Annotated in this window: 19 protein-coding genes; 5 read left to right on the forward strand and 14 right to left on the reverse strand. The window is 69.7% G+C overall.

Annotated features, from left to right (window positions below):
* Positions 1-25: 25 nt before the first annotated feature.
* The 3 genes from ABD912_RS18260 to ABD912_RS18270 form a co-directional block, all read right to left on the reverse strand.
* Positions 26-1,477: an amino acid permease gene (locus tag ABD912_RS18260; RefSeq protein WP_345153076.1), complete on the reverse strand. Its 1,452-nt coding sequence runs from the start codon at positions 1,475-1,477 to the stop codon at positions 26-28.
* Between the two features lie 497 nt (positions 1,478-1,974).
* Entirely contained in the window at positions 1,975-2,787 is an 813-nt protein-coding gene (locus tag ABD912_RS18265) for a MoaF C-terminal domain-containing protein (RefSeq protein ID WP_345153078.1), read from the reverse strand.
* 118 nt (positions 2,788-2,905) lie between these two features.
* Positions 2,906-4,348, reverse strand: coding sequence for an APC family permease (locus ABD912_RS18270; RefSeq protein WP_345153079.1), 1,443 nt, complete (start codon positions 4,346-4,348; stop codon positions 2,906-2,908).
* A gap of 225 nt (positions 4,349-4,573) precedes the next feature.
* Here ABD912_RS18270 and ABD912_RS18275 point away from each other — a divergent pair, with 225 nt between their 5' ends.
* The gene (locus ABD912_RS18275) at positions 4,574-5,182 is read left to right on the forward strand and encodes a TetR/AcrR family transcriptional regulator (protein WP_345153082.1); all 609 of its coding nucleotides are present in this window, start codon (positions 4,574-4,576) and stop codon (positions 5,180-5,182) included.
* Positions 5,183-5,249: 67 nt separating this feature from the next.
* Here the strand turns inward: ABD912_RS18275 and ABD912_RS18280 are convergent, their stop codons facing one another.
* From ABD912_RS18280 to ABD912_RS18300, 5 genes are all read right to left on the reverse strand, one after another.
* Positions 5,250-5,918 carry a GntR family transcriptional regulator gene (locus ABD912_RS18280; protein WP_345153083.1) on the reverse strand — a complete coding sequence of 223 codons (669 nt, stop codon included), beginning with the start codon at positions 5,916-5,918 and terminating at the stop codon, positions 5,250-5,252.
* A 274-nt stretch (positions 5,919-6,192) separates the two neighbouring features.
* Positions 6,193-7,698, reverse strand: coding sequence for a tripartite tricarboxylate transporter permease (locus tag ABD912_RS18285; RefSeq protein ID WP_345153085.1), 1,506 nt, complete (start codon positions 7,696-7,698; stop codon positions 6,193-6,195).
* A complete protein-coding gene (locus tag ABD912_RS18290; RefSeq protein ID WP_345153086.1) occupies positions 7,698-8,258 on the reverse strand; it encodes a tripartite tricarboxylate transporter TctB family protein in 561 nt (186 codons plus the stop codon). The genes ABD912_RS18285 and ABD912_RS18290 overlap by 1 nt, the downstream gene beginning before the upstream one ends.
* On the reverse strand, positions 8,248-8,634 hold the full coding sequence (locus ABD912_RS18295; protein ID WP_345153089.1) for a universal stress protein: 387 nt from the start codon (positions 8,632-8,634) through the stop codon (positions 8,248-8,250). Before ABD912_RS18295 ends, ABD912_RS18290 begins: the two co-directional genes overlap by 11 nt.
* A gap of 31 nt (positions 8,635-8,665) precedes the next feature.
* Positions 8,666-9,682: a Bug family tripartite tricarboxylate transporter substrate binding protein gene (locus ABD912_RS18300; RefSeq protein ID WP_345153090.1), complete on the reverse strand. Its 1,017-nt coding sequence runs from the start codon at positions 9,680-9,682 to the stop codon at positions 8,666-8,668.
* A 229-nt stretch (positions 9,683-9,911) separates the two neighbouring features.
* Here ABD912_RS18300 and acnA point away from each other — a divergent pair, with 229 nt between their 5' ends.
* Both acnA and ABD912_RS18310 read left to right on the forward strand, forming a co-directional pair.
* On the forward strand, positions 9,912-12,569 hold the full coding sequence (acnA, locus tag ABD912_RS18305) for an aconitate hydratase AcnA (protein ID WP_345153091.1): 2,658 nt from the start codon (positions 9,912-9,914) through the stop codon (positions 12,567-12,569).
* A gap of 14 nt (positions 12,570-12,583) precedes the next feature.
* Positions 12,584-13,828 (forward strand): NADP-dependent isocitrate dehydrogenase, encoded by a 1,245-nt coding sequence (locus ABD912_RS18310; protein WP_345153093.1) that lies wholly within the window; start codon positions 12,584-12,586, stop codon positions 13,826-13,828.
* Positions 13,829-13,988: 160 nt separating this feature from the next.
* On the opposite strand, the gene ABD912_RS18315 is transcribed toward ABD912_RS18310, so the two are convergent.
* Positions 13,989-14,567, reverse strand: coding sequence for a mismatch-specific DNA-glycosylase (locus tag ABD912_RS18315; RefSeq protein ID WP_345153095.1), 579 nt, complete (start codon positions 14,565-14,567; stop codon positions 13,989-13,991).
* 150 nt (positions 14,568-14,717) lie between these two features.
* On the opposite strand from ABD912_RS18315, the gene ABD912_RS18320 reads away from it, so the two are divergent.
* The gene (locus tag ABD912_RS18320) at positions 14,718-15,515 is read left to right on the forward strand and encodes an IclR family transcriptional regulator (protein ID WP_345153096.1); all 798 of its coding nucleotides are present in this window, start codon (positions 14,718-14,720) and stop codon (positions 15,513-15,515) included.
* Positions 15,516-15,532: 17 nt separating this feature from the next.
* Here ABD912_RS18320 and ABD912_RS18325 read toward each other — a convergent pair whose 3' ends face one another.
* The 5 genes from ABD912_RS18325 to ABD912_RS18345 all read right to left on the reverse strand — a co-directional run bounded on the left by ABD912_RS18325 (position 15,533) and on the right by ABD912_RS18345 (position 21,264).
* A complete protein-coding gene (locus ABD912_RS18325) occupies positions 15,533-16,528 on the reverse strand; it encodes a glycerate kinase (RefSeq protein ID WP_345153097.1) in 996 nt (331 codons plus the stop codon).
* On the reverse strand, positions 16,525-17,514 hold the full coding sequence (locus tag ABD912_RS18330) for a 2-hydroxyacid dehydrogenase (protein ID WP_345153098.1): 990 nt from the start codon (positions 17,512-17,514) through the stop codon (positions 16,525-16,527). The genes ABD912_RS18325 and ABD912_RS18330 overlap by 4 nt, the downstream gene beginning before the upstream one ends.
* Positions 17,514-18,476, reverse strand: coding sequence for a beta/alpha barrel domain-containing protein (locus ABD912_RS18335; RefSeq protein ID WP_345153099.1), 963 nt, complete (start codon positions 18,474-18,476; stop codon positions 17,514-17,516). The genes ABD912_RS18330 and ABD912_RS18335 overlap by 1 nt, the downstream gene beginning before the upstream one ends.
* Positions 18,473-19,717, reverse strand: coding sequence for a CaiB/BaiF CoA transferase family protein (locus ABD912_RS18340; RefSeq protein WP_345153100.1), 1,245 nt, complete (start codon positions 19,715-19,717; stop codon positions 18,473-18,475). Before ABD912_RS18340 ends, ABD912_RS18335 begins: the two co-directional genes overlap by 4 nt.
* A 65-nt stretch (positions 19,718-19,782) precedes the next feature.
* A complete protein-coding gene (locus ABD912_RS18345; RefSeq protein WP_345153102.1) occupies positions 19,783-21,264 on the reverse strand; it encodes a GntP family permease in 1,482 nt (493 codons plus the stop codon).
* Positions 21,265-21,481: 217 nt separating this feature from the next.
* Here ABD912_RS18345 and ABD912_RS18350 point away from each other — a divergent pair, with 217 nt between their 5' ends.
* Positions 21,482-21,898, forward strand: coding sequence for a carboxymuconolactone decarboxylase family protein (locus tag ABD912_RS18350; RefSeq protein WP_345153104.1), 417 nt, complete (start codon positions 21,482-21,484; stop codon positions 21,896-21,898).
* The last annotated feature ends 2 nt before the right edge of the window (positions 21,899-21,900 follow it).

Here is a 21,900-nt window from a genome sequence, read left to right on the forward strand (position 1 = left end):
GCCCTCCCGCCGTCGGGCGGCTGGGTCAGTCGCGGGTGGCGAGGTCGTGCCGGTAGTTGGGGCTGTCAGGGTTGAGCACTGAGTGCCGGCGTCCGTAGGCGAAATAGATGATCAGGCCGATCACCAGCCATACGCCGAACCGGACCCAGGTCTCCCAGTGCAGCTGCAGGATAAGGAACAGCGAGGACAGTACGCCGAAGATGGGGACGAAGGGCATCCACGGCAGCCGGAACGTGCGGGGGGCGTCCGGGCGGGTGTAGCGGAACAGGATGACCGAGATGCACACGACGACGAAGGCCGAGAGGATGCCGATGTTGGTCAGGTCGGCCACGGCGCGGATGGGGAAAACCCCTGCCAGCAGGGCGGACGCGATCCCGGCAATCCACGTTACCCGCTGCGGGGTGCCGGAGTGGTCGGTGTGGGCGAACCAGCCGGGCAGCAGTCCGTCGCGGCTCATGGAGAACCACACCCGGGTGACACCGAGCAGGAACGTCAGCATGACGGTGAGGATGGAGATCACGGCGAACACCGAGATGATGGTGGCAATCACCGGCAGGCCCACGCTGTTGAAGGCCGAGGCGAAGCCGGCCGTGGGGTCAATGTCCTGGTAGTTCTGCATGCCGGTCAGCACCAGGGTGGCGCCGACGTAAAGAACCATCGCGATGACCAGGGAGAGGAGGATGGCCTTGGGCATGTGCTTGCGGCCGTCCGTCGCCTCCTCGGCGGCGGTGCTCATGGCGTCGTAGCCGAAGACGGCGAAGAAGACGGTGGCCGCCCCGGCAAGCACCGGGCCGAAGCCCGAGGGCATGAATGGGTTGAAATTGGCCGTGTCGATGTAGAAGACGCCCAGGCCGATGATGAACAGGATCAGCAGGACCTTGATGGACACCGCGATCAGTTCGAAGCGGCCGAAGGTCTTGGTGCCGCGGCTGAGGATGAAGGTCACCAGCAGGCAGAACAGGATGGCGGGCAGGTTGATGATCCCGCCCTCGCCCTCGTCGGGGGTTGAGGTCAGCGTGGCCGGCAGTTCGATCCCGACGCCGGCAAAGAAGGCCTCGGCGTACCCGGAGATGCCGATGGCCACCACCGCGACGATGGCGATGTACTCCAGCAACAGGTCCCAGCCGATGAACCAGCCGATGATCTCGCCCAAGGCCACGAACCCGTACGTGTAGGCGGAGCCGGACCGGGGGATCATGCCGGCGAACTCGGCATAGGAGAGCGCGGCCGCCGCCGAGGCCAGCCCGGCGATCAGGAAGGAGATCAGGACGGCGGGTCCTGCGCCGGGGTTGTTGGCGTCGCCGTGCGCCACGAGCCCGGCCAGGGAGAAGATGCCGACGCCGACGATGCCGCCGACGCCGATCGCCGTCAGTTGCCACAAACCCAGGCTCTTGTTCAGCACGCCGTGCTTGGTCTCCTCCTCGACGAGGTCGAGGGGCATGCGCCGCAGCACGGACTTGGGATTTCGCACTTTCATGAGCTGTCCTGCCTTGGTAAGGCCCCTTTCGGGCGGGTGATGTTCTATCGCCAGAACCAGAAGCGGCAGGTGGCCGTGATGGGCACCTTACGCTTCAGGGTGGTGGCTTGCTCGGGAAGCGTCGGAGATGAAGCGGACCTGGCGGTTGCCGGCCGTGTGCCGAGGATTGCACGAGAAGGGCGTCAAGGTCCACGTTTGTTGTCGCTGTGCCTTGCAAGGGGCATCCCGGGACCACGGTTGAGGGAGCGCGAGCGTCTAACATGCCGGGATCCGAGCCCGCATCGCGGCGACTGGGCCGGAAGGAAAGCGGCAACACGGAACGACGGCGGCGGGAGGGCACGTGGGGTGCCCTCCCTGGGGTGGGTGGATGGTCCAGGCCCGGTGGTTCGGGGGTCCTAGGGGTCGGAGGGGTGTTCGAGGCACCTTGCGGCCCTAGATGCGGTGATGGGGCGAGCACCGCCGCTATTCATTCGTCCGGCGGCACACGATTCGACGCCTTATCCGGCCGGGTAGTGCGTTTCGTTCAAGACGGTGAATTTGCTGTCGAAGGGGAGGTGCATGGGTGCCAGGGTCGGGCCATCCCAGCAGAACATGCGCCCGATGGACCGCTCGTTGGTCAAGTCAATGACCACGAACGATTCGACCGGCATGACGGTTTCGCTCCAGTAGAGGAGCACGACGCCGTCGGCGAGTTCGAAGACGCGGATGGGGTCGACGTCGCCTAGGCCGCTTTCCGCCCCTTCGATGCAGTACCAGACGAAGGTGCCGGAGTTGAGGTAGATGTGCTCGTAGCGCTCGGTGGGGCTGTAGCGGTAGAAGATGCGCTTGCCAACGAGCTCGTTGCTCTCGGCGCGCGGTTCGAGCTCGCCCGTGCCGGCGACCCGGCCGGAGAGGAAGCCGGTGTGCATGCGGACCTCGCCGTCGCGGTTGACGAAGGAGGAATCCGCGACGGTGACCTTCCCGTCGGCGCGGTTGATGATCATCGTGACGTCCTGGGTCTTGGTGCCTTCGCCCTTGAGGAAGTCGACGTAGAAGATCTCCTCGCGCACTTCCACGGCCCGGTACGGGTGCGTGCCGGTCGCACCGGCGTTCTCGCCGTCGATGATGGTCCAGGTCACCTGGCCGGAGTCGAAGGCGTGGGTGATCGTCCATCCGTTGTCGAAGACGATCTCGAGCGAGGTTCCCTCGAGCTTGTTGCTCGCGGGAAGGGACGGGTCGCCGAAGCCTTCGAGCATGGCCGTCACGGCCGGCCATTCGTCCTGGGGAACGTAGCCATTGTCGGCCTGTGCGGTTGCAGTGTTCTGAGTCATGGGGGGTGTGTTCCTTCGTTGTTGTCGTTGGCGGGTGGATCGGGGAGAGCCGGAAATCCGGCCCGGAGGGCAGCCGGCGGCCACCTTTTGCGGTGGTGGCGGGGGAGCCGGGGGGGGGTTAGACGCCCGAGGCGTCGTAGTCGATGGCCGGCTTGCGGGCTGCGACGGCGAGCCCGGCGGCGAACACGGCGGGAATGAGGAGCAGGAGCCACTTCGCGATGCCTCCGGCTCCGCCGAGGAGGGCGTCGTAGTTGGAGATCGTGAGGTAGCCGATCAGGAGGAAGGCCAGGCAGGACAGGACCGGGGCGATGGTGGTCACCCAGAGGTTGTCGCGGCTCTTCTGGCGGGCGAAGTGGACGATGATGGCCACGGACGTGAGGATCAGGATGGTGATGAATCCCGCGGTGCCCAAGGCAACGAGCCAGGCGAAAACCGTGCCGATAGGGTCCGCGCCGAAAACCTGGAACGCACTGATGACGAGCAGGACGCCGACGCCGTTGACGAGGGCGGCGGTCGCCGGTGCGCCGGCCCGGCTCGTGGCGGCCAGCCTGGTTGGCAGGGTGCGGGCGCGTCCCAAGGCGAACAGGTACCGGGCGAACATGTTGGACAGGCCCAGCAGCATGGCGATGAAGCTGGTGACAACCAGGACCTGCATGGCGGTGCTCAGCCATGGCCCGGCGTTCGCCGCGGCCAGCCCGAAGATGAGTCCGGCCGGGTCGTTGGCGGCTTCGGTTTGGATGCTTTCGGTGCCGACGGCCCCGCTGATCGCCCAGGTGGAGACCGTGTAGAAGATTCCCACGAAGGCGATGACGAGGTACAGCGCGCGGGGGATCGTCCGGCGGGGGTTGATGGCCTCTTCGGAGAAGACGACGGTCGCTTCGAAGCTCGTGAAGCAGGTAAAGGCGAACAGCAGCGAGATGCCCAGACCTGGCCCGAAGACGGTTTCCCCGGTGAATCCGTCGAAGCTGAAGATGCCCCACCCCTGTTGCGCGATCAGGGAAACAACGAGGGCGCCGATCACCAGGGTTTCGCCGACGATGAGAACGCCCAGCACCTTGAGGCTGGCATCGACGCCCTTCATCGTCAGGAGCGTCGTGAGGACAAGCGCTGCGATGATCCAGGCGTAGACGGGAACCTCGGGGCCGCCGAGCCCGAGGACGAGCTGCTGGGCGAAGACCCCGAACTGGGACCAGAGGCCGGACTGGAGAGCGATGTAGGTAAGGACGGCGATGCCCGCCGCGCCCGTGGCCCACCGTGTTCCCAGGCCCTTGGCGATGTAGGCGACGAAACCTGCAGCGTTCGTGATTTCCCGGCTCATCCTCAGGTACCCGACCGAGAAGAGCGCGATCAGCAGGGCCGCGATGGTGTAGATGACAGGCGTCCCGGGTCCGCTGGCCGCAAAGAGCACGGGGCTGGCTCCGACCACTGCGGCGATCGGGGCCGCGGCTGCGATCACGAAGAAGGCGACGGCGAGGACGCCGAGGCGGTTGGGGCGCAGCCCCGCGGGGCCAGATACCTCCGCGGGGGCCGGCGGAGCCGACTGTTCGGATGAGTGCTTCATGGACGGGACCTCTCGATAACACATCGCCCTGGGGCCGATGCCCCGGCGGAATGGTGGATTTTCCGGGAGGTTCGTGAGACCGGTCCATTGAACCCCGCAATGATCCCCCCTGTGGGTTGGATCACCCTTAGAACTGTACGTATGTATAGTTTTCTGGTCAAGAGGGGGCGCTAGTCGCGTTTTCCCTGCGAGAAAGCCGGCGTCGCGGACCCGTAGACTCGTCCCATGAGCACTGGAGCCGAGCGCCTGCCGTACGGGGAAGGCCGTGAAGCACTAATGTCCGCGGTCGTGCGGATCGTCGCCGCCAAGGGACTCCGTGGCGTCACCTACCGGGGGGTGGCGGCGGAGGCGGGGGTCAACCACAACCTGATCTCCCACCACTTCGGATCGCTGGACGCGCTGCTGGATGCCACGATGGAATGGGCCGTCGAGCGGGCCATCGCAACCACCGAGCTGGACCTCTTCGCCGAACTCGACGAGCGCTATGCCGACGCCCTTATCGCCTCCGTCTCGGCCGAGCCGGAACTGCACCTATTCCAGCTCGAGATGATCCTTGAGGCCAGACGCCGGCCCGAACTGCGCGAGGCATCGCAGCGGTTGTACGCGAGCTACGTTGCCTCCGTGCACGAGGGCCTCCGGCGCCGGGGCATCGAAGCGGACGAGGACCTGTGCCGTGCCGTTTTCGCGGCGCTGGACGGGCTGATGCTCCAATTCCTCACCCAGGGCAACCCGGCCGCCATCAGATCCGCGGTGCTGCAGCTGCGGCAGATGCTTTCGGCCACCCTGGAGCACCACGTGCCCGAGCAGCGGGGGACGCGCACGCCCGTCGAATGACGCCGCCCTCCCGCCGCCGTCGTACTGCGCAGCATGGGTGGGTGCGGTAGGTTTCAGGCGCGGGAGCCTAGGCGGTCTCGAGGACCCCGATCGCCCGGCGCCCCAGGCTGCCGACGACGTGCCGCTGCATGGACTCGCGGGCGCGGTCCGCGTCGCCGGCGATGACGGCGTCGGCGATCTCCTCGTGCTCCTTCTGCACGCGCGCCCGGTCCTTGGCCGAGTCCTTCTGGCTGTTCAGCCCCACCTGCCGGTAGCGGTCCGCCTTGTCCCAGAGCCCCTCGAGGATGCCGATGAGCAGGGGACTGTGGGAGGCGGTGTAGATGGCCCGGTGGAACTCGCGGTGGGCCGTCATCGCCTCGAGGTCGGCGGCGGCGCTGAGGGGTGTCAGGCGCTTGAGCGACTCCCTGATGTCCGCGATGTCGCCGTCCGTGCGGCTGGCCGCGGCCAGGCCGGCCGCCATGGGATCCAGGCTCTCCCTGATTAGGTAGAGATCGCGCGCCTCGTCCGCGGTGAGCGGAGTGACCCGTGCGTCGCGGTGCGATTCGAGCTGCACCATCCCCTCGGCCGCCAGCCGGCGCAGGGCCTCGCGCAGCGGAGTGGTGCTGACGCCGATTTCCTGCGCCATTTGCGCCTGGCTGAGGACGGACCCCTGCGGGATCTCTCCGGTGAGGATGCGCCGGCGGATCTCGTCATAGGCATAGGCGCTCTTGGTCAGTGCTACGGGAGGGGTGGGCACCGCGGGCTCCTTACTGCCTTCTCGGCGACGCAGGTTATTGGCTATAGCATACCCGTCCGGCTGCCGGCGGCCACGGGAGAGGGCGGCGCGGCAGCCGGACGGGTATGCTGGCCGGCTTGCGGCTTTTGCAGGTCCATACGTCGGATACATGGCGACGCGTCACCCTGCGCCCGACGCATGGACATGCAGGATCGTGTCAGGCTGCCACGACCACGACCACGACGGCGTCGGCGGTGGGTGCTTTCGTTCGCTAAGCGCGGGGCCGTCCCCCGCGCTAGACGTCCGCTCGGGTGCGGGAGATGATCCGGCGCCAGACCGTGTAGACGAGGACCAGGGCGAGGATGCCGTAGAGGGTCCAGGTGACCGGGCTGTGGACCAGGACGGAGACCTCGCCGCCGCTGGACATCATGGCGTTGCGCAGGCTGGTCTCGGCCAGCGGGCCCAGGACGACGCCGATCATGATCGGTGCCAGCGGGAAGCCGTAGCGGCGCAGGACGAAGCCGAGGACGCCGATGCCCAGCACGATCAGCAGGTCGGAGATGGCCGCGCTGGTGGCGTAGACGCCGAGCCCGCAGAAGACCGTGATGCCCGCGTACAGGTAGGGCTTGGGGATCAGCAGGAGCTTGGCCCACAGCGGGGCGAACGGCAGGTTGAGTACCAGCAGCATGACCAATCCCACGAACAGGCTGGCCAGCAGCGCCCAGACCAGGTCGGCGTTGCGCTCGAACAGAAGCGGTCCGGGCTGCAGCCCGTACTGCTGGAATGCGGCGAGCATGATCGCGGCCGTGGCGGAGGTGGGCAGGCCGAGGGCGAGCAGGGCGCCCATGGCGGTGCCCGAGGTCGCGTTGCCGGCGGCCTCCGGCGCCGCGACGCCGCGGATGGCGCCGTTGCCGAACTGCGGGTCCCGGCGCTTGCGGTCCAGTTGCCGCTCGGTGCCGTAGGCCATGAAGGTGGGCACTTCGGCGCCGCCGACGGGGATGACGCCGAACGGGACGCCGAACGCGGTGCCGCGCAGCCAGGCCGGCAGCGCCTCGCGGAACTCGCGCTTGGAGAGGTAGGGGCGTCCGGAGACGGCGATCGCCGAGAGCTTGGGGTCGCGGTGGATCCGGGAGGCGACGTGGAGGACCTCGCCCAGGGCCAGCACGCCGACGGTGATGACGATGATGCTGATGCCGTCGAAGAGTTGCGGCATGTCCGCGGTGAAGCGGGAGGCTCCGGAGATGCCGTCGATGCCGACCACGGCCAGGGCCAGGCCGATGACGAGGGCGGAGAGGCCCTTGACCACCGAGTCGGAGACGACGGAGGCGGTGGCGATGAAGGCGAAGACGGCGAGCGCGAAGTACTCGGCGGGGCCGAACATCACGGCGATGTCGGCGAGCTTGGGGGCGAAGAACACCACCAGCGTGGTGGCGATCAGGCCGCCGATGAACGCGCCGATGGCCGAGGTGGCCAGCGCCTGCGGCGCCCGCCCGAGCTTGGCCATGCGGTGGCCCTCGAACGTGGTCGCGATGGCGGTGGCGCCGCCGGGGGTATTCATGAGGATGCCCATGGTGGAGTCGCCGAACAGGCCGCCGAAGTAGACGCCGGCGAACATGATGAACGCGCCGACGGGGTCCAGGCTGAAGGTGACCGGCAGCAGGAGGGCCACGGCCATGGAGGATCCGAGGCCCGGAAGCACGCCGACCGCCGTGCCGAGGAACGCGCCGACGAAGACCCACAGCAGGTTCATCGGGGTGAGGGCCTGCGAGAAGCCCTCCATAAGCAGGGACAGGGATTCCATCAGCCGTAGATTCCTTCCAGGATGCCCGCGGGCAGGTTCAGGCCCAGCCCGGCGCCGAACGCCAGCTGGATGCAGGAGGAGAACACCAGCGCCAGGCCGACGTCGAACAGCGGGCGCCTGCTGCCCAGGGCCCGGGACACGCCCCAGAACAGCAGGGCCGCGGAGATCAGCCAGCCCACCGGGACCAGCAGCAGCGCGAAGGCCAGGAAGGACGCGAAGACCAGTCCCAGGGACTTCCAGTCGGTGTGGAAGCGGGGGTTGCCCTCCGTCGGGGGGACGGGCTCGGGCTTGCGCAGGGTCTGCACGGCCAGCAGCGCCGCGAGCACGAACACGGCGATGGCGATCAGGATGGGGAAGAACGTCGGGCCGGGGACCTTGGCCCCTGCGGGGACGTCCATGGTGACGATGCCGACCACCAGGTAGGTGCCGATGGCCGCCAGGATCCCGGCGACGACCAGCCCGCTGCGCCCGGTCCAGAATCCGTGCCGTCCCTCGAGGGGCTGTTCGGGGGTCCGTGCCAGCTCGCCCGTGTCGGGGCTGCCGTGTGCGTCAACGCTCATCGGAGGCCGCCTTCACGGTGAGGACGGGAACGGGGGAGCCGAGGATGATGCTCTGGGCGTCGGAGCCCAGGATGATCTTGCTGACGCGGGAGCGGGTCCGCACGCCGATGACCACGAGCGCTGCGCCGGTTTCGGTGGCTGAATCCAGCAGTTCCTCCGCCGCGTGGCGGCCCTCGGGGTCGCGCCGGAGCAGCGTCGCGCCGCCCTCCAGGGCCGCCTGCAGGGCCGGGTCCTCCGGAGCGGTGGGAGCGGTCTCGTTCCTGTCCCCCAGGGGGAAGATGGCCAGCGGCTTGCCGGTGGATCCGGCCGCCTCGATGCCGTGGCGGAGGGCGGCCTGGCCCTCGGCGGTGCGGCTGTATCCAACGAGGATTGTCATGGTGTCTCCAGTGTTAAAGGGTGTGGGGGCCTCAGTAGCCGAGTTCGTTCCAGATTTCGTTCACGGATTGGCTCTCCTTGGCGATGAAGCGTTCGAAGTCCTCGCCGGTCAGGAACCTGTCCGTCCATTGGTTGCGTTCGATGGCGTCGGCCCACTCGGGGGTCCCCACCACCTCGGTGACGATGGTCTGCAGTTCCGTCTTCTGTTCCGCGGTGATCCCGGGGGCAGCGACGATGCCGCGCCAGTTGGTCAGTTCGATGTCGTAGCCGAGCTCCTTGAGCGTGGGCAGGTCGATCGACGCCACGGGCTCGGGAGCGGAGACGGCCAGCGCCTTGAGGCGGCCGGCCTCGATCTGGTCGGCGAAGTCGACGTAGCCGCTCACGGAGGCCTTGATGGTGCCGGACATGAGCGAGGTGGCCAGCTCGCCGCCGCCGGAGTAGGCGATGTAGTTGACCTCGGTCGGTTCGATCCCGCTCGCCTGGGCCAGCTGGGTGATGATCATCTGGTCCACGCTGCCGAGCGAGCCGCCGCCGAAGGCGAAGGCGCCGGGATCGCGCTTCCAGACGGCGACCAGGTCGTCGACCGTGTTGTAGGGCGAGTTGGCCGGGACCACCAGGACGTCGTAGTCCTCGGTGATGCGCGCGATGGGGGTGACGTCCTCGAGCGTGGTCTCCGAGCCGTTGATGTTGATGGCCCCCAGCATGGTGATGCCCATCAGCATCAGGGTGGTGTGTTCGCCCTCCATGCCGGCGAACTTGGTCAGGCCGATGGTCCCTCCCGCGCCGGGGATGTTGACCACCTGGGCGTTGTTCACGATGCCCTGCGCGCGCATGGCCTGCTGGGCCTCGCGGGCGGCGCCGTCCCAGCCGCCCCCGGCACCGGCGGGCGCGATGAGCGTCATCTGGCTGCGGGCATTGTCCCCGGATCCGCTCGCCGAGGCGTTGACCGTGGCCAGCGCGACCGCTGCGGTTCCGAGGACCGCGAAAACGGCGAGGGCAACCCGCCGGGCGGGGGTCGGACGGGGTGTGGGCTCCGGATTCGGCTTCACTGCCGCTCCTTTCGAGGGATGTTTGGCCAAGGGATCTTTGGCGGCCAGAACGTCAACGCGTGTGACGGCCGCCACTCGATGTAGCTTATAGGCTGTTATCTATAGCTGTCCACAGCGACCCTTGCCACCGGGGGAGGGGCCCTCGGGGAGTCGAAGGGTCTGGCACCCCCGGGGGCGGGTGGGGTATGTTGTTATAGGTTATAACGTGTAACACCACGAGGGAGGGCCAATGGCCGCAGGAACCGGAACCATGGGCGATACCGCCACGATCGAGGTCGAAGGCCGCGCCTTCAGGGCGATCGACGTGCGCGCCCCCCTCGGCGGCGACTTCGGGCGCCTGCCCGTGGTGCTGCGGCTGCTCGCGGAGAACACCCTGCGCCGGTCCGCGGCCGAGGAGGGCGCCCGGACGGTGCGGAACCTGCGCCGCTGGCTCGAGGCCCGGACCTCCGAGGAGGAGCTGGAGTTCTGGCCCCAGCGCGTGCTTATGCACGACACCACCAGCACCCCGGCCCTGGTCGACATCGCCGGGATGCGCGACTCCCTGGCCGAGGCCGGCGTCGACCCCTCCGCCCTGAACCCGATGCTGCGCGTGGACGTGTCCATCGACCATTCCCTCGCCGTGGAGGAGTACGGCCGCCCCGACGCCGCCCCGCGCAACCTGGTCCACGAGTACCGGCGCAACCGCGAGCGCTACCGCTTCCTGAAGTGGGCGTCCCAAACGATGGAGACAGTGCACATCAACCCGCCCGGCACCGGGATCATGCACACCATCAACCTCGAGCAGCTGGCGACCGTGGTCACCACCGCCGAGGCGACCGACGGCGGCCTGCCGTGGGCGGTGCCGGACATGATGATCGGCACCGACAGCCACACCCCCATGATCAACGGCGTCGGCGTGCTGGGCTGGGGCGTCGGGGGCCTGGAGGCCCAGACCGTTATGTTCGGCATGCCCACCACCCTGCGCATCCCCGACGTCGTCGGGGTCAAGCTCACCGGAGCCCTGCCCCGCGGCGCGACCGCAACCGACCTGGCCCTGACCGTGACCCAACGCCTGCGCGCCCTGGGCGTCGCGGGCGAGTTCGTCGAGTTCTACGGCCCCGGCGTCTCCAGCCTCACCGTCGGCCAGCGCGCGGTGGTGGCCAACATGGCCCCCGAATACGGCGCGACTACCGGGTACTTCCCCATCGACCACCACGTGCTGGACTACCTGCGCGACACCGGCCGCGACCCGTTCCAGCGCCGGCTCGTCGAGGCCTACGCCCGCACCTGCGGCTTCTGGTTCGACCCCAACGCCGCACCCGAATACTCCCGCACCATCGCGATCGACCTCTCCACGATCCAGCTGCGGGCCGCCGGTCCTCGCCGCCCGCAGGACCTGCGCGCGCTCGCCGAAATCCCCGCCGCGCTCGCCGGGGAGGACGCCTCCGTCCGGGAACCCGCGCGGGACATGCCGGTCTTCCCGGTGGCCCTGGCCGCCATCACCAGCTGCACCAACACCACCGACCCGAAGCTGCTCATCGCCGCGGGCCTGGTCGCCAGCAAGGCGCGCACCCTGGGCCTGAGCGTGCCGGCCTGGGTGAAGACCTCGCTGGCCCCCGGCTCGCCCGCGGCGGCCAGCTACCTCAAGCGGTTCGGGCTGCTGGAGGACCTCGGCGAGGTCGGGTTCGACATCGTTGGCTTCGGCTGCACCACCTGCATCGGCAACCCCGGTCCGTTGTCCGCGCCGATCAAGAAGAACCTCGACGCCGGCCGCATCCGCCCGGTCGCGATCCTCTCCGGCAACCGCAACTTCCCCGGCCGCGTGCACCCCGACCTGGACCTGGGCTTCATCATGTCCCCGCCCCTGGTGGTCGCCTACGCCCTGGCCGGGCGCGCGGACATCGACCTGGCCACCCACGACTTCCGCACCGGCGCCCCCGCCGGCGCGGCGCCGGTGACCCTCGAGGACCTGCTGCCCACGCAGGCGGAGATCGACGAGGCCTGGGCGTCCGGGCAGGACCCGCTGGACTTCGCCCGGGACTTCTCCGTCGCCGTGCGCAACCCGATGTGGTCCCGGCTCGAGGCCCCCGACGCGCCGCAGTTCCCTTGGGATCCGGCCTCCACCATGCTGCGCCGCCCGCCCTTCGCCTCCGCGTCCGAGGGCACGCAGCTGGGTCGCTACGCCGCCCACCCCCTGCTGGTGCTCGGCGACGACATCACCACCGACCACATCTCCCCGGCCAGCGCCATCCCGGCGGACAGCCTGGTCGCGGACTTCCTGGTCGAGCGCGGCGAGAAGCGGGACGACCTGAACGTCTTCGCCTCCCGCCGCGGGAACTGGGAGACCATGCTGCGCGGCGGGTTCCACAACAAGACCGTCGACAACCGCCTCGGCGCCGGGGTTCCCGGAGGGCTGCCGGTGGCGCACACCGTCCACGCGCCCAGCGGCGAGGTCCTGCCGCTGTGGGAGGCCGCCGAGCGCTACCGCGCGGACGGGGACTCGGTGGTCATCGTCGCCGGCGAGCGTTTCGGCACCGGATCCTCGCGCGACTGGGCCGCGAAGGTCCAGCGCCTGCTGGGCGTGCGCGCCGTGATCGCCGGCAGCTTCGAGCGGATCCACCGCTCCAACCTCATCGGCATGGGCGTCCTGCCGCTGATCGCTCCCGCCGAGGTCCGCGCCCGGCTCCAGGACCTGCGCCCCGGGGACACGATCGAGATCGACGCTGCCGCGGACACCCTGGCCCCGCGCGCCGGCGTCGCCGTCGTGCTGCGCACCGCCGACGGCGGGACCGGGGAGTTCACCGCCCGCGCCGCGGTCGAAACCGAACTCGACGTCGAACTGCTGCGCGCCGGGGGCGTCATCCCCTCCCTGCTGCGCAGCACCCTTGAAGCCGCGCGCCAGCGCTGAACGGAGAAGACATTATGGACAAGATCGCCGTGAACGGGCCGATCGTTGAACTTGACGGCGACGAGATGGCCCACACCATGTGGACCCTGGTCCGGGACCGGCTCGTCCTGCCGCACGTGGACGCACCCATCCTGCGGTTCGACCTCTCCCTGCCCAACCGGGAGCGGACGGGGGACCGGGTCACCTTCGAGGCGGCCGAGGCCGTCGCCGAGCACCGGGTGGGCGTGAAGTGCTCCACGATCACTCCCGACGCCGCCCGGGCGGCCGAGTACGGGCTCAGCCGGCTCTGGCCCTCCCCGAACGGGACGGTGCGCGGGGTGCTCAACGGGGTGATCTTCCGCGAGCCGATCATCATCGACTCCGTGCCCCGGCTGGTGCCCGGCTGGACCCGGCCCATCGTGATCGGCCGCCACGCCCACGCGGACCAGTACAAGTCCGTGAACTTCGCGGTCCCCGGCGCCGGCCGGCTCACCCTGACGTACACGCCCGACGACGGCTCGCCGGCGACCAGCCACGAGGTCACCTCCTTCCCGGCCGGGGGAGGGGTGGCGATGGGGATGTACAACTACACCGACTCCATCCGGGACTTCGCCCGCGCCTGCTTCTCCTACGGACTGCGGCGCCGCTTCCCGGTGTACCTGTCCACGAAGAACACCGTGCTCAAGGCCTACGACGGGCAGTTCAAGGACGTCTTCGACGCCGTGTACGCCGACGAGTTCCGGGCCGGGTTCGAGGCGGCCGGGATCGGCTACGAGCACCGGCTGATCGATGACATGGTCGCCTCCGCGCTCAAGTGGGAGGGCGGCTACGTGTGGGCCTGCAAGAACTACGACGGCGACGTGCAGTCGGACATCGTCGCGCAGGGCTTCGGGTCCCCGGGGCTGATGACCTCCGTGCTCACCACGCCCGACGGCGGCACGCAGCTCACCGAGGCGGCGCACGGCACGATCGCCCGCCACCACCGACGCCGGCAGGCGGGGGAGACGACCTCCACCAACCCCATCGCCACCATCTACGCCTGGACCCGGGCCCTGGCCCACCGGGCGGGACTGGACGGCAACGACGCCCTGGCCCGGTTCGCCGCCGAACTGGAGCGGGCCACCACGGACACGGTGGAGCGGGGAACCATGACCGACGATCTGGCGGGCCTGTCCGCCCCGGGAGCCCGTGGCGTGAGCACCGAGGACTTCATCGACGCGGTGGCGGCCTCCGTGTCCGCATCCGTCGCCGCCGGACAGGGCCGCCCCGGCGTCGTTTAGGGGACAAGTCCGAGCCGGACCGGAGCATCCGGAAGCTGGACCCGGGCATCCGGAAAACACCCGTGGGTGGACGGGTGGGATATTTCCGGCAGGCCCGGGTGGATCCCGGTCCCCGCGGGGACCAGCGTGCCGGCTCACGGCCTTGGGTAGGTGCTCCCGCTCACCGCTTCGGCAGGCCCGGGACCCCGGCGGCCTCGGCGACGGCCCGGTAGGCATCGGCCAAGTCGTCGAGGCTGGAATGCGCGTTCAGCCCGCTGGGGTTCGGCGCGACGTGGAGTTCGGTGCCCGGCCACGGCGAGGGTTGCGGGCCGGACCGCGCCCGGGGCTGCCCGAAGGCCACCCGGTAGGCGGTGATGCCCAGGACCGCGACGACGCGTGGACGGCGTTCGCCGACCAGTGCGTCCAGCCGCTCCGCCCCCGCGAGCAGTTCCTCGCGGCCGAGCTCGTCGGCGCGGGCGGTGGCCCGGTGGCAGATGTTGCTGATGCCGATGCCCCGGGTCGCCAGATGCGCGAGGTCCTCATCCCGGTAGCCCGCGGACGCGTCGATGAGGCGGTCGGTGATCCCTGCCCGGAACAGGGCCGGATAGAAGCGGTTTCCCGGACGGGCGAAGTGCGCGCCGGTCGCCGCCGTCCACAGCCCGGGGTTGATGCCCACGAACAGCAGGCGCAGCGGATCGGGCAGCAGGTCGGGCACGGTCGCGTCGCGAAAGGACTCCAGTTCGGCGCGCGTATATCCCACGTCGCCCAGCCTACAGACACCCGAAAGGATCCGGCGGGCTGTCCCTTCGCCGCGGCTGGGGCCTCCGTCGCCGGCTCGTTTTCCTGGACCCGGGGGCCGGTGCGGGCCCCTGGTTGGACGGCGCAGGTGCCAACGGATAGCGTCTTGGACATGCCCAGGTCCGAGTCCCCGTCCAAGCCGCAGAACGCCCTGCTGGTGTTGGGCAAGATCAGCGCAATCCTTGATGCCTTCTCGCTGAGGCAGCCCGTCCTGACCCTCGCGGACCTTCGCCAGGCGACCGGCATGCCCACCTCCACCGTGCAACGGCTCGTGGCCAACCTGGTGGGCCAAGGGTTCCTTGACCGTGAGGGCGACGCGTACCGCATCGGCCTGAAAATGGCCTACTGGGCGGCGCCGGCGACGCGCGGCAAGGAGATCCTCGACGTCATCACCCCCCTGCTCGCCGACCTCCGGGACGCGACCGGCGAAACTGCCTGCCTGTTCCGGACCGAGCAGCACTACCGGGTATGCGTCGGCCTGGCCGAGACGCGCCACGCGCTGCGCCGGGAGATGCACCTGGGCAAGATCCTTCCCCTGCACGCCGGCTCGGCCGGGCGCGTCCTGCTCGCCTGGGACCCGGCGCTGCTCCGCGAGGTGCTGGAGAACCCGCTGGAGCCGATCACCGACATGACCATCACCCGTACCGAGGACCTGGAAGAGGTGGTGGCGCGGACCCGGGCCGAGGGCTTCGCCATCACCACCGACGAACGCGAAAGCGGCTCCTCGGGGCTCTCCGCGCCCATCTTCGACGCCGCCGCCGGCCTGGTCGCCGCGGTCTCCATCAGCGGGCCGGCCCTGCGCATGCCGCGCGAGGTCTGCGAGGGATGGGTGGAACCCCTGCTGGAGACCGCCGAGCGGATGACGCGGCTGATCGGCGGGCGGTTCCCGGGCGAAGCGCGCTCCGCCTAGCCCGTCGGGAGCCGGACTCAGCAGGTGGCGGACGCCAGGGGACGCAAGGTGGCCGCGATTTCCTGGCCGGCGCGAAGCATGGCGGCGGGTTCTCCGGCCACCATGACGTCGGCAAAATGCCTGCGGTAGTCCCCCAGATCCGCTGCGACGGATCCGACAACGGCGAACACCGGAACGGCGGGCGCCTGGTCCGCAACGCGGCGCAGGATGGCGTGGATGATCTTGCCCTGGCCGGTTTGCGAGTCCAGCCGTCCTTCGCCGACCACGACGGCCGAGGCGCGGGCCAGGTGCCGGTCGAACCCGACGGCATCGAGCACCGCGTCGGCGCCGGAGACCAGCTCCGCGCCAAAGTGGGCCCACAGGCCGCCGGAGAACCCGCCCGCTGCACCGGTGCGCGGGACGCCGGACGGGTTGCGCGGCATCTCTGTCGCCAGGGCCCGGAGACGCTCGGTGAGCAGTTCGACGGTGTCGGGGCCCGCCCCCTTCTGCGGACCGTAGACCCGGGCCGCCTCGATGAAGGTGGTGGCGACGTCGGAGAGGACGGTGATGCGGGCTCCGTCCAGGCCGCCGGAGTCCTGGATGGCCCGCACCGCCCCGGCGCCGCCGTCGGTCGTGGCCGAGCCGCCGGCGGCGACCAGGATGTGCCGGGCGCCGCGTCGTGCGGCCTCGGCGATCACCATGCCGGTGCCGTAGGTATCCGCGGCGACGGGGTCGCGATAACCGTCGTGCGGCGTGTGCAGGCCGCTGGCCTGGGAGAGTTCGACGACGGCGGTGTCCCCGGCCAGTCCCAGCAGTGCCTCCGTCGGTGCGCCCCAGGGATTGCGCGCGGGGACCCGCACGGTCTGGGCCCCGAGGCCGGCGCAGAGGGCCTCGAAGGTTCCCTCCCCGCCGTCGGCCACGGGGACCTCCACGGCGGTCCCGCCGGCCCGCCGGACTCCGGTCCCGATGTGGGAGGCGACCTCCGCGGCGGTGTACGTGCCCTTGAAGCTGTCCGGCGCCACCAGGACGGTCACGACCACGCCTCCGGGTTGACCGCGTGCTGCGGGAGGCGGCCGGCCGCCATGTCGGCGGCGTTCAGCGCGCTGAGCCGGGCCATCTCGGTGCGGACCGAGACCGTGGCGCTGCCGACGTGGGGGAGCAGGACGGTGTTGGGCAGCTCCGCAAGGCCGGCGGCGAGCCGGGGCTCATCCTCGAAGACGTCGAGCCCGGCGCCGGCGATGGTTCCGGAGGCGAGTGCCTCGACCAGTGCCGCCTCGTCGACCACCGGACCGCGGGCGGTGTTGACCAGGATCGCCGAGGGCTTCATCCGGCGCAGTACGTCCGCACCGACGAGATGGCGGGTGTCGGCGGTCAGGGGCACGTGCAGGGAGAGGAAGTCGGAGGCGGAGACCAGTTCGTCCCACGGCACCTGGCGGACCTTGCCCGCGAATTCGCCCAGCTCCTCGGCCCCCACGGGCCGGTCCCCGGGAGGCCGCGGAGAGAAGATCACTTCCATCCCGAAGCCGAGCGCGCGGCGGGCGGTGGCCCGCGCGATCCGGCCGAAGCCGGCCAGGCCCAGGACCTGGCCGGAGACGTCGGAGCCGAGCATCAGTTCCGGCTCCCACCCGTGGAAGCGTCCCTCGCGGACCATCCGGTCCGCCTCCACGACCCGGCGGGCGGTGCCCAGGACCAGCAGCATCGCGATGTCCGCCGTCGCGTCGGTGAGCACCCCGGGGGTGTTGCCCACGACGATGCCGTGCTGCGTGGCGGCGACGATGTCGATGTTGTTGTAGCCGACGGCGTAGTTGGAGATGCCCCGCACCTTGGCGGCGGCCAGCAGCGGCGCGTCGATGCGGTCGCGCAGTTGGGTGAGCACGACGTCGTAGTCCCCGCTCGCGCACAGCAGCGCCAGCTCGTCGTAGCCCGGCGGATCGGGAAGGACGTGCACATCGCCGGCGGCCTCCAGCAGCGCGGGCGCCGGCTCGGGGATCGGCGTCGTGACCAGGATCCGGGCGGCCATCACAGCGCTCCTTCGCAGGACGGAACCCGGTCGGAGGCGATGACCCACTCGAAGGCGTCCGCCTTGGAGCGGGCGCCTTGGGCGGCCTTGGACCGGTTCGGTTCGCCGAGGTCGGACAGGAGGGATTCGGACAGGTCCACGAGCCCGGCGAACGCGGCAGGGTCCAGCCAGCCCGGACGGGTGGCGAACAGGATGTCCTCGCTGGAGGTGTTGCCGCTGGCCCCGGGGGCGAACGGGCAGCCGCCCAGCCCGCCGAGCGCGCCGTCGACCAGGGTCGCCCCGGCCTGGATGGCGGCCAGCGTGTTGGCCACGCCGAGGCCCCACGTGTCGTGGCCGTGGTACACGATCCGCCGGTCCGGGGTCTCGTCGCGCACCCGTGCGACCAGGCTGGACACCTGGGCCGGGACCGCCTGGCCGAGGGTGTCGCAGATGACGATGTCGGAGGTGCCCGCGGCGCGGGGGTCGTTGGCGATGTCGATCACGCGCTGTTCCGGAACCAGGCCCTCGAACGGGCAGGTGAAGGAGGTCGCGAGGCACAGTTGGATCCTGCCGCCGGCCTCCAGCGCGTACTCGACGGCCTGGGGCAGGGCGGCGAGGCTGGCGTCGGTGGTGCGCCCGATGTTGGCTTGGTTGTGGGCGTCGGAGGCGGAGAGGCAGTACTGGACGTTGCGGATGCCCGCCTTGACGGCCTTTGCGACGTGGCCCGGGGTGGCGACCCAGATCCAGCACTTCTCCAGCTCCTCGGGCGTCAGCGCCGCCACGACCTCGAGGGTGTTGGCCATCGGCGGAACCAGGTCCGCCCGCGCCATCGAGCCGAGTTCGATTTCCGGCACTCCCAAACGGATCAGTTCCCGGACGGTCTGGACCTTCCGCTCGGTGGAGAGCAGCTTGCCGGTGAGCTGGAGGCCGTCACGCAGGGTGACGTCGCGCAGTTCGGCGTGCGGTGCGTAGGTGAAGCTCATGCCAGGGCTCCTTCGGGGTTGGAGGCTGCCGCGATGCGTTCGGCGTCCATCCCCAGCAGCCCGCCGAGGACCTCGGCGGTGTGCTCGCCGAGGTCGGGGCCGAGGCTGCGGATGGGGAGGGAGGTGCCGCCGATGACCGGTACGACGCCGGGGAACTGGACCCCCTTGATGATCTCCTCCCCGGTGGACACATCGAAGGACTGGACCATGTCGCGGGCGGTGTACTGGGGCTCCTTGACGATGTCCTCCGCGGTGTAGATCGGTCCCGCCGGCACGCCGGCGGCATCGAGGAGGTCCAACGCCTCGGCCGCGGGCAGCGTCGCCGACCAGGCGCCGATGGCCGCGTCGAGTTCCTCGCGGCGCTCCCAGCGCTGCGTGTTGGACTGCAATCCGGTGTCGGCTCCCAGGTCGGGGCGGCCGATGGCTTCCATGTAGCGGCGGAAGATCCCGTCCCCGTTGCCGGCGACGACGATGCTCGCACCATCGGCGCAGACGTAGGCGTTCGACGGCGCGATGCCCTCCATCCGTCCGCCGACGCGTTCCCTGCGGTCGCCGTAGGCGCCCAGGTCCGGGACCAGGGATTCCATCATCGAGAACATCGCCTCATGCAGGGCGACGTCGATGATGCGTTCGGTCAGCGGCACGGGGGAGGCGGACCCGCGCCGGGTTTCGCGCTGGAAGAGGGCCATGACCGCTCCGAAGGCCGCGTAGAGCCCGGCGATGGAGTCTCCGATGGACACGCCCACCCGCACCGGGGCGCGGTCCGGGTCGCCGACGAGGTTGCGGAAGCCGCTGAAGGCCTCGGCGACGGCGGCGAAGCCGGGCCGCTCGGCCAGGGGACCGGTTTGTCCGAAGGCGGAGATGCGGGTGATCACCAGGTCCGGGTTCGCCTCATTGAGCACCTCCGGGCCCAGGCCCCACTTCTCCAGCGTCCCGGGGCGGAAGTTCTCCAGCAGGATGTCGCACTGCTTGACGAGTTCGAGCACCGCCTCGCGGCCGGCCTCGCTGCGCAGGTCCAGCACCACCGACTTCTTGTTCCGGTTGATCGTCCGGTAGAGCATCGAGACGCTGCCCTTCTTCAGGCGCCAGTTGCGCAGTTCGTCGCCGGTGCCGGGGCGTTCGACCTTGATGACCTCCGCCCCGAAGTCCGCGAGCAGGCGCCCGGCGGTGGGGGCGGCGATGTAGTTGCCGAGTTCCAGGACCCTGACGCCGGCCAAGGGGGCGATCGTGTGCTCAGACATGTTCTTGGGTGTCCTTCTGTGATGGTGCGGCCATGGGGTGGCCGCGGAATGCTGGGGGCGGGCGATCAGATGAAGAGGCTCAGCGGGAGGATCACCAGCATCGCGACCACGGAGGCCACGGAGACTCCGAGCGAGACGCTCTTCAGGGCTCCGCGGACGGTCTGGCCGAGCAGGGACTGCAGGAGCCAGAAGGTGTTGGAGGTGACGTGGACCATGAAGAGGGATCCGGCACCGGCCGCCAGGGCAATGAGCACCGGGTCCAGGCCCAGTGCCGGGGCGATGGGGGCCAGCAGGCCGGCGGCGGTGATCGCCGAAAGGGTCACGGAACCGACGGCGATGTGGAGGACGGCGGCGATGCCCCACACGACGAGCAGCGGTGCGACGTGGCTGGCGCTGAAGAAGCCGCCGAGGATGTCGCCGAGGCCGGCCGCGGCAACGGTGGCGGCGAGGGAGCCGCCGACGCCGGTGAGCAGGAGGATCTGGCCGCTTTCCTTGAAACCGGAGGAGATGGCGGCCTCGACCGACTTCTGTCCGATGGCGTAGCGCCCAACGACGGTGGTGCCGATGAGGCCGATCAGCAGGGCGATCACGGGGTCGCCGATCAGCTGCAGCCACGGGATGTCGAGTTCCATGATCTCGACGATCGAGCCTGCGCCCACGAGCAGCAGGGAGGTGATCAGCGGCGTGAAGAGCAGCAGCAGCGGGGCTTCCTTGCGCGGGGTGTCGGTGACGGTGACGCCGCTGGTCGAGGGAGCGGTTTCCGTGGAGGTGCCCGAGATGGCGGTGCCGGGGGCCGTCGCCGCGCCCCGGGGGCTGGGGGCGTCAGTGGTGGGGATGCCGTAGGCGCCGGGGCCGAACTCGTCGGCGGGCTGGCTCTGCGGCAGGTCCTTCTCCTCGAGGAGGTGCTCTTCGTCCCGCTCTTCCTTCCAGAGGCCGCGGCGGAAGAGGAAGCTCATGATCGCGATCGAGATGATGATGGTCGGCACGACGACGATCAGGCCGAACACGAGCATCTTGCCCAGCGGGACGCCGAGCAGGCCGGCCAGCGCCAGGGACGCGACGCCGGGGACGGTGAAGACGATGCCGCATTCGAGGCCGATGGCCATCGCGGTGGCCATGCGGGCGGTGCCGAGCTTGCCGATCTGCGGGGCCAGGCGCCGGGCGAGCGGGGCGGAGATGACCAGGAGCACGTCGAGGAAGATCGACTGCAGGGCGGTGCCGATGGCCAGGGCCATCGTATAGGGCAGGCGCTTGGGCCCGAAGGCCCGCAGGAGCTGCTCGACGAGCCGGCGGATGGCGCCGGTCTCGTTGAGGATGGAGCCCATCAGGACGCCGAAGGCGATCAGCAGGCCGACCTCGACCATGATCTCTCCGAAGCCCCCGGTGATGGTTTCCACCGTTTTGGCGACGCCAAGGCCCGTGGACAGGCCGAGGTAGACCGACCCCAGGACCAGGGAGATCACGGGGTTGACCTTGAAGCGCACGATCAACAGCACGGTGGCCAGGACGGCCACGGCGGTGTTGATGAGGATCGCCGCATCTGACATGAGTTGTTCCGATCGTCGGGGAGGGGGATTTCCCAAGTCTGGGTGACGTGTGCCACATTGGTTATCTCAGATTATGGGTTTTATCCCATAATGTAAATCACCGACCGGGTTCTTCCGGCTCGGACCACCCCCGGGGCACCTTCCCGCCTCGGGTCCTGACCACAGCAAAGAGCCGCTTCCAGTGGGCGGATTTTGCCGAAAAACAAAAGGACAAGACATGAGCGAGAACCACCAGGCCCAGGCCTACATCGACCAGATGGCCGAACAGCGCGGCTACGTGCTCGACTACCACAAGGTGATGGCCAAGCATGACTTCCAGGTCCTGCAGGCTGCCAACGGCCTGGTCAACGCCGCCTACCTGGCGCCGCGCAGCCTCGACCGCACGGTCAAGGAACTGATCTTCATCTGCAGCCTGACGGTGCTCAAGGCGCCCAAGGGGCAAATCGAAAGCCATATCCGCGTCGCGCTCGACCTCGGCCTCAGCCCCCAGGAGATCCTCGAGGCCATCGAGATCGCGCTGCCCGAAGCCGGCGTCGTCGCCTTCCAGATCGGCTTCGACGCCTGGAAGTCGGTTGTGGGCGCCACCGGCATCGAGCCATCGGTCCAGGTCCACGACGCCGGCGTCATCAGCTGACC

The organism is Arthrobacter ginkgonis (assembly GCF_039540195.1).
Taxonomy (GTDB): Bacteria; Actinomycetota; Actinomycetes; order Actinomycetales; family Micrococcaceae; genus Zafaria; species Zafaria ginkgonis.

What these genes read in the sequence shown, in the direction of transcription:
- ABD912_RS18310 (WP_345153093.1), top strand. Translation starts at nt 12,584, where the DNA reads ATGGACAAGATCGCCGTGAACGGGCCGATCGTTGAACTTGACGGCGAC.
- ABD912_RS18260 (WP_345153076.1), bottom strand. Translation starts at nt 1,477, where the DNA reads ATGAAAGTGCGAAATCCCAAGTCCGTGCTGCGGCGCATGCCCCTCGAC.
- ABD912_RS18270 (WP_345153079.1), bottom strand. Translation starts at nt 4,348, where the DNA reads ATGAAGCACTCATCCGAACAGTCGGCTCCGCCGGCCCCCGCGGAGGTA.
- ABD912_RS18335 (WP_345153099.1), bottom strand. Translation starts at nt 18,476, where the DNA reads ATGAGCTTCACCTACGCACCGCACGCCGAACTGCGCGACGTCACCCTG.
- ABD912_RS18290 (WP_345153086.1), bottom strand. Translation starts at nt 8,258, where the DNA reads ATGAGCGTTGACGCACACGGCAGCCCCGACACGGGCGAGCTGGCACGG.
- ABD912_RS18345 (WP_345153102.1), bottom strand. Translation starts at nt 21,264, where the DNA reads ATGTCAGATGCGGCGATCCTCATCAACACCGCCGTGGCCGTCCTGGCC.
- ABD912_RS18330 (WP_345153098.1), bottom strand. Translation starts at nt 17,514, where the DNA reads ATGGCCGCCCGGATCCTGGTCACGACGCCGATCCCCGAGCCGGCGCCC.
- ABD912_RS18320 (WP_345153096.1), top strand. Translation starts at nt 14,718, where the DNA reads ATGCCCAGGTCCGAGTCCCCGTCCAAGCCGCAGAACGCCCTGCTGGTG.
- ABD912_RS18295 (WP_345153089.1), bottom strand. Translation starts at nt 8,634, where the DNA reads ATGACAATCCTCGTTGGATACAGCCGCACCGCCGAGGGCCAGGCCGCC.
- acnA (WP_345153091.1), top strand. Translation starts at nt 9,912, where the DNA reads ATGGCCGCAGGAACCGGAACCATGGGCGATACCGCCACGATCGAGGTC.
- ABD912_RS18285 (WP_345153085.1), bottom strand. Translation starts at nt 7,698, where the DNA reads ATGGAATCCCTGTCCCTGCTTATGGAGGGCTTCTCGCAGGCCCTCACC.
- ABD912_RS18275 (WP_345153082.1), top strand. Translation starts at nt 4,574, where the DNA reads ATGAGCACTGGAGCCGAGCGCCTGCCGTACGGGGAAGGCCGTGAAGCA.
- ABD912_RS18265 (WP_345153078.1), bottom strand. Translation starts at nt 2,787, where the DNA reads ATGACTCAGAACACTGCAACCGCACAGGCCGACAATGGCTACGTTCCC.
- ABD912_RS18340 (WP_345153100.1), bottom strand. Translation starts at nt 19,717, where the DNA reads ATGTCTGAGCACACGATCGCCCCCTTGGCCGGCGTCAGGGTCCTGGAA.
- ABD912_RS18350 (WP_345153104.1), top strand. Translation starts at nt 21,482, where the DNA reads ATGAGCGAGAACCACCAGGCCCAGGCCTACATCGACCAGATGGCCGAA.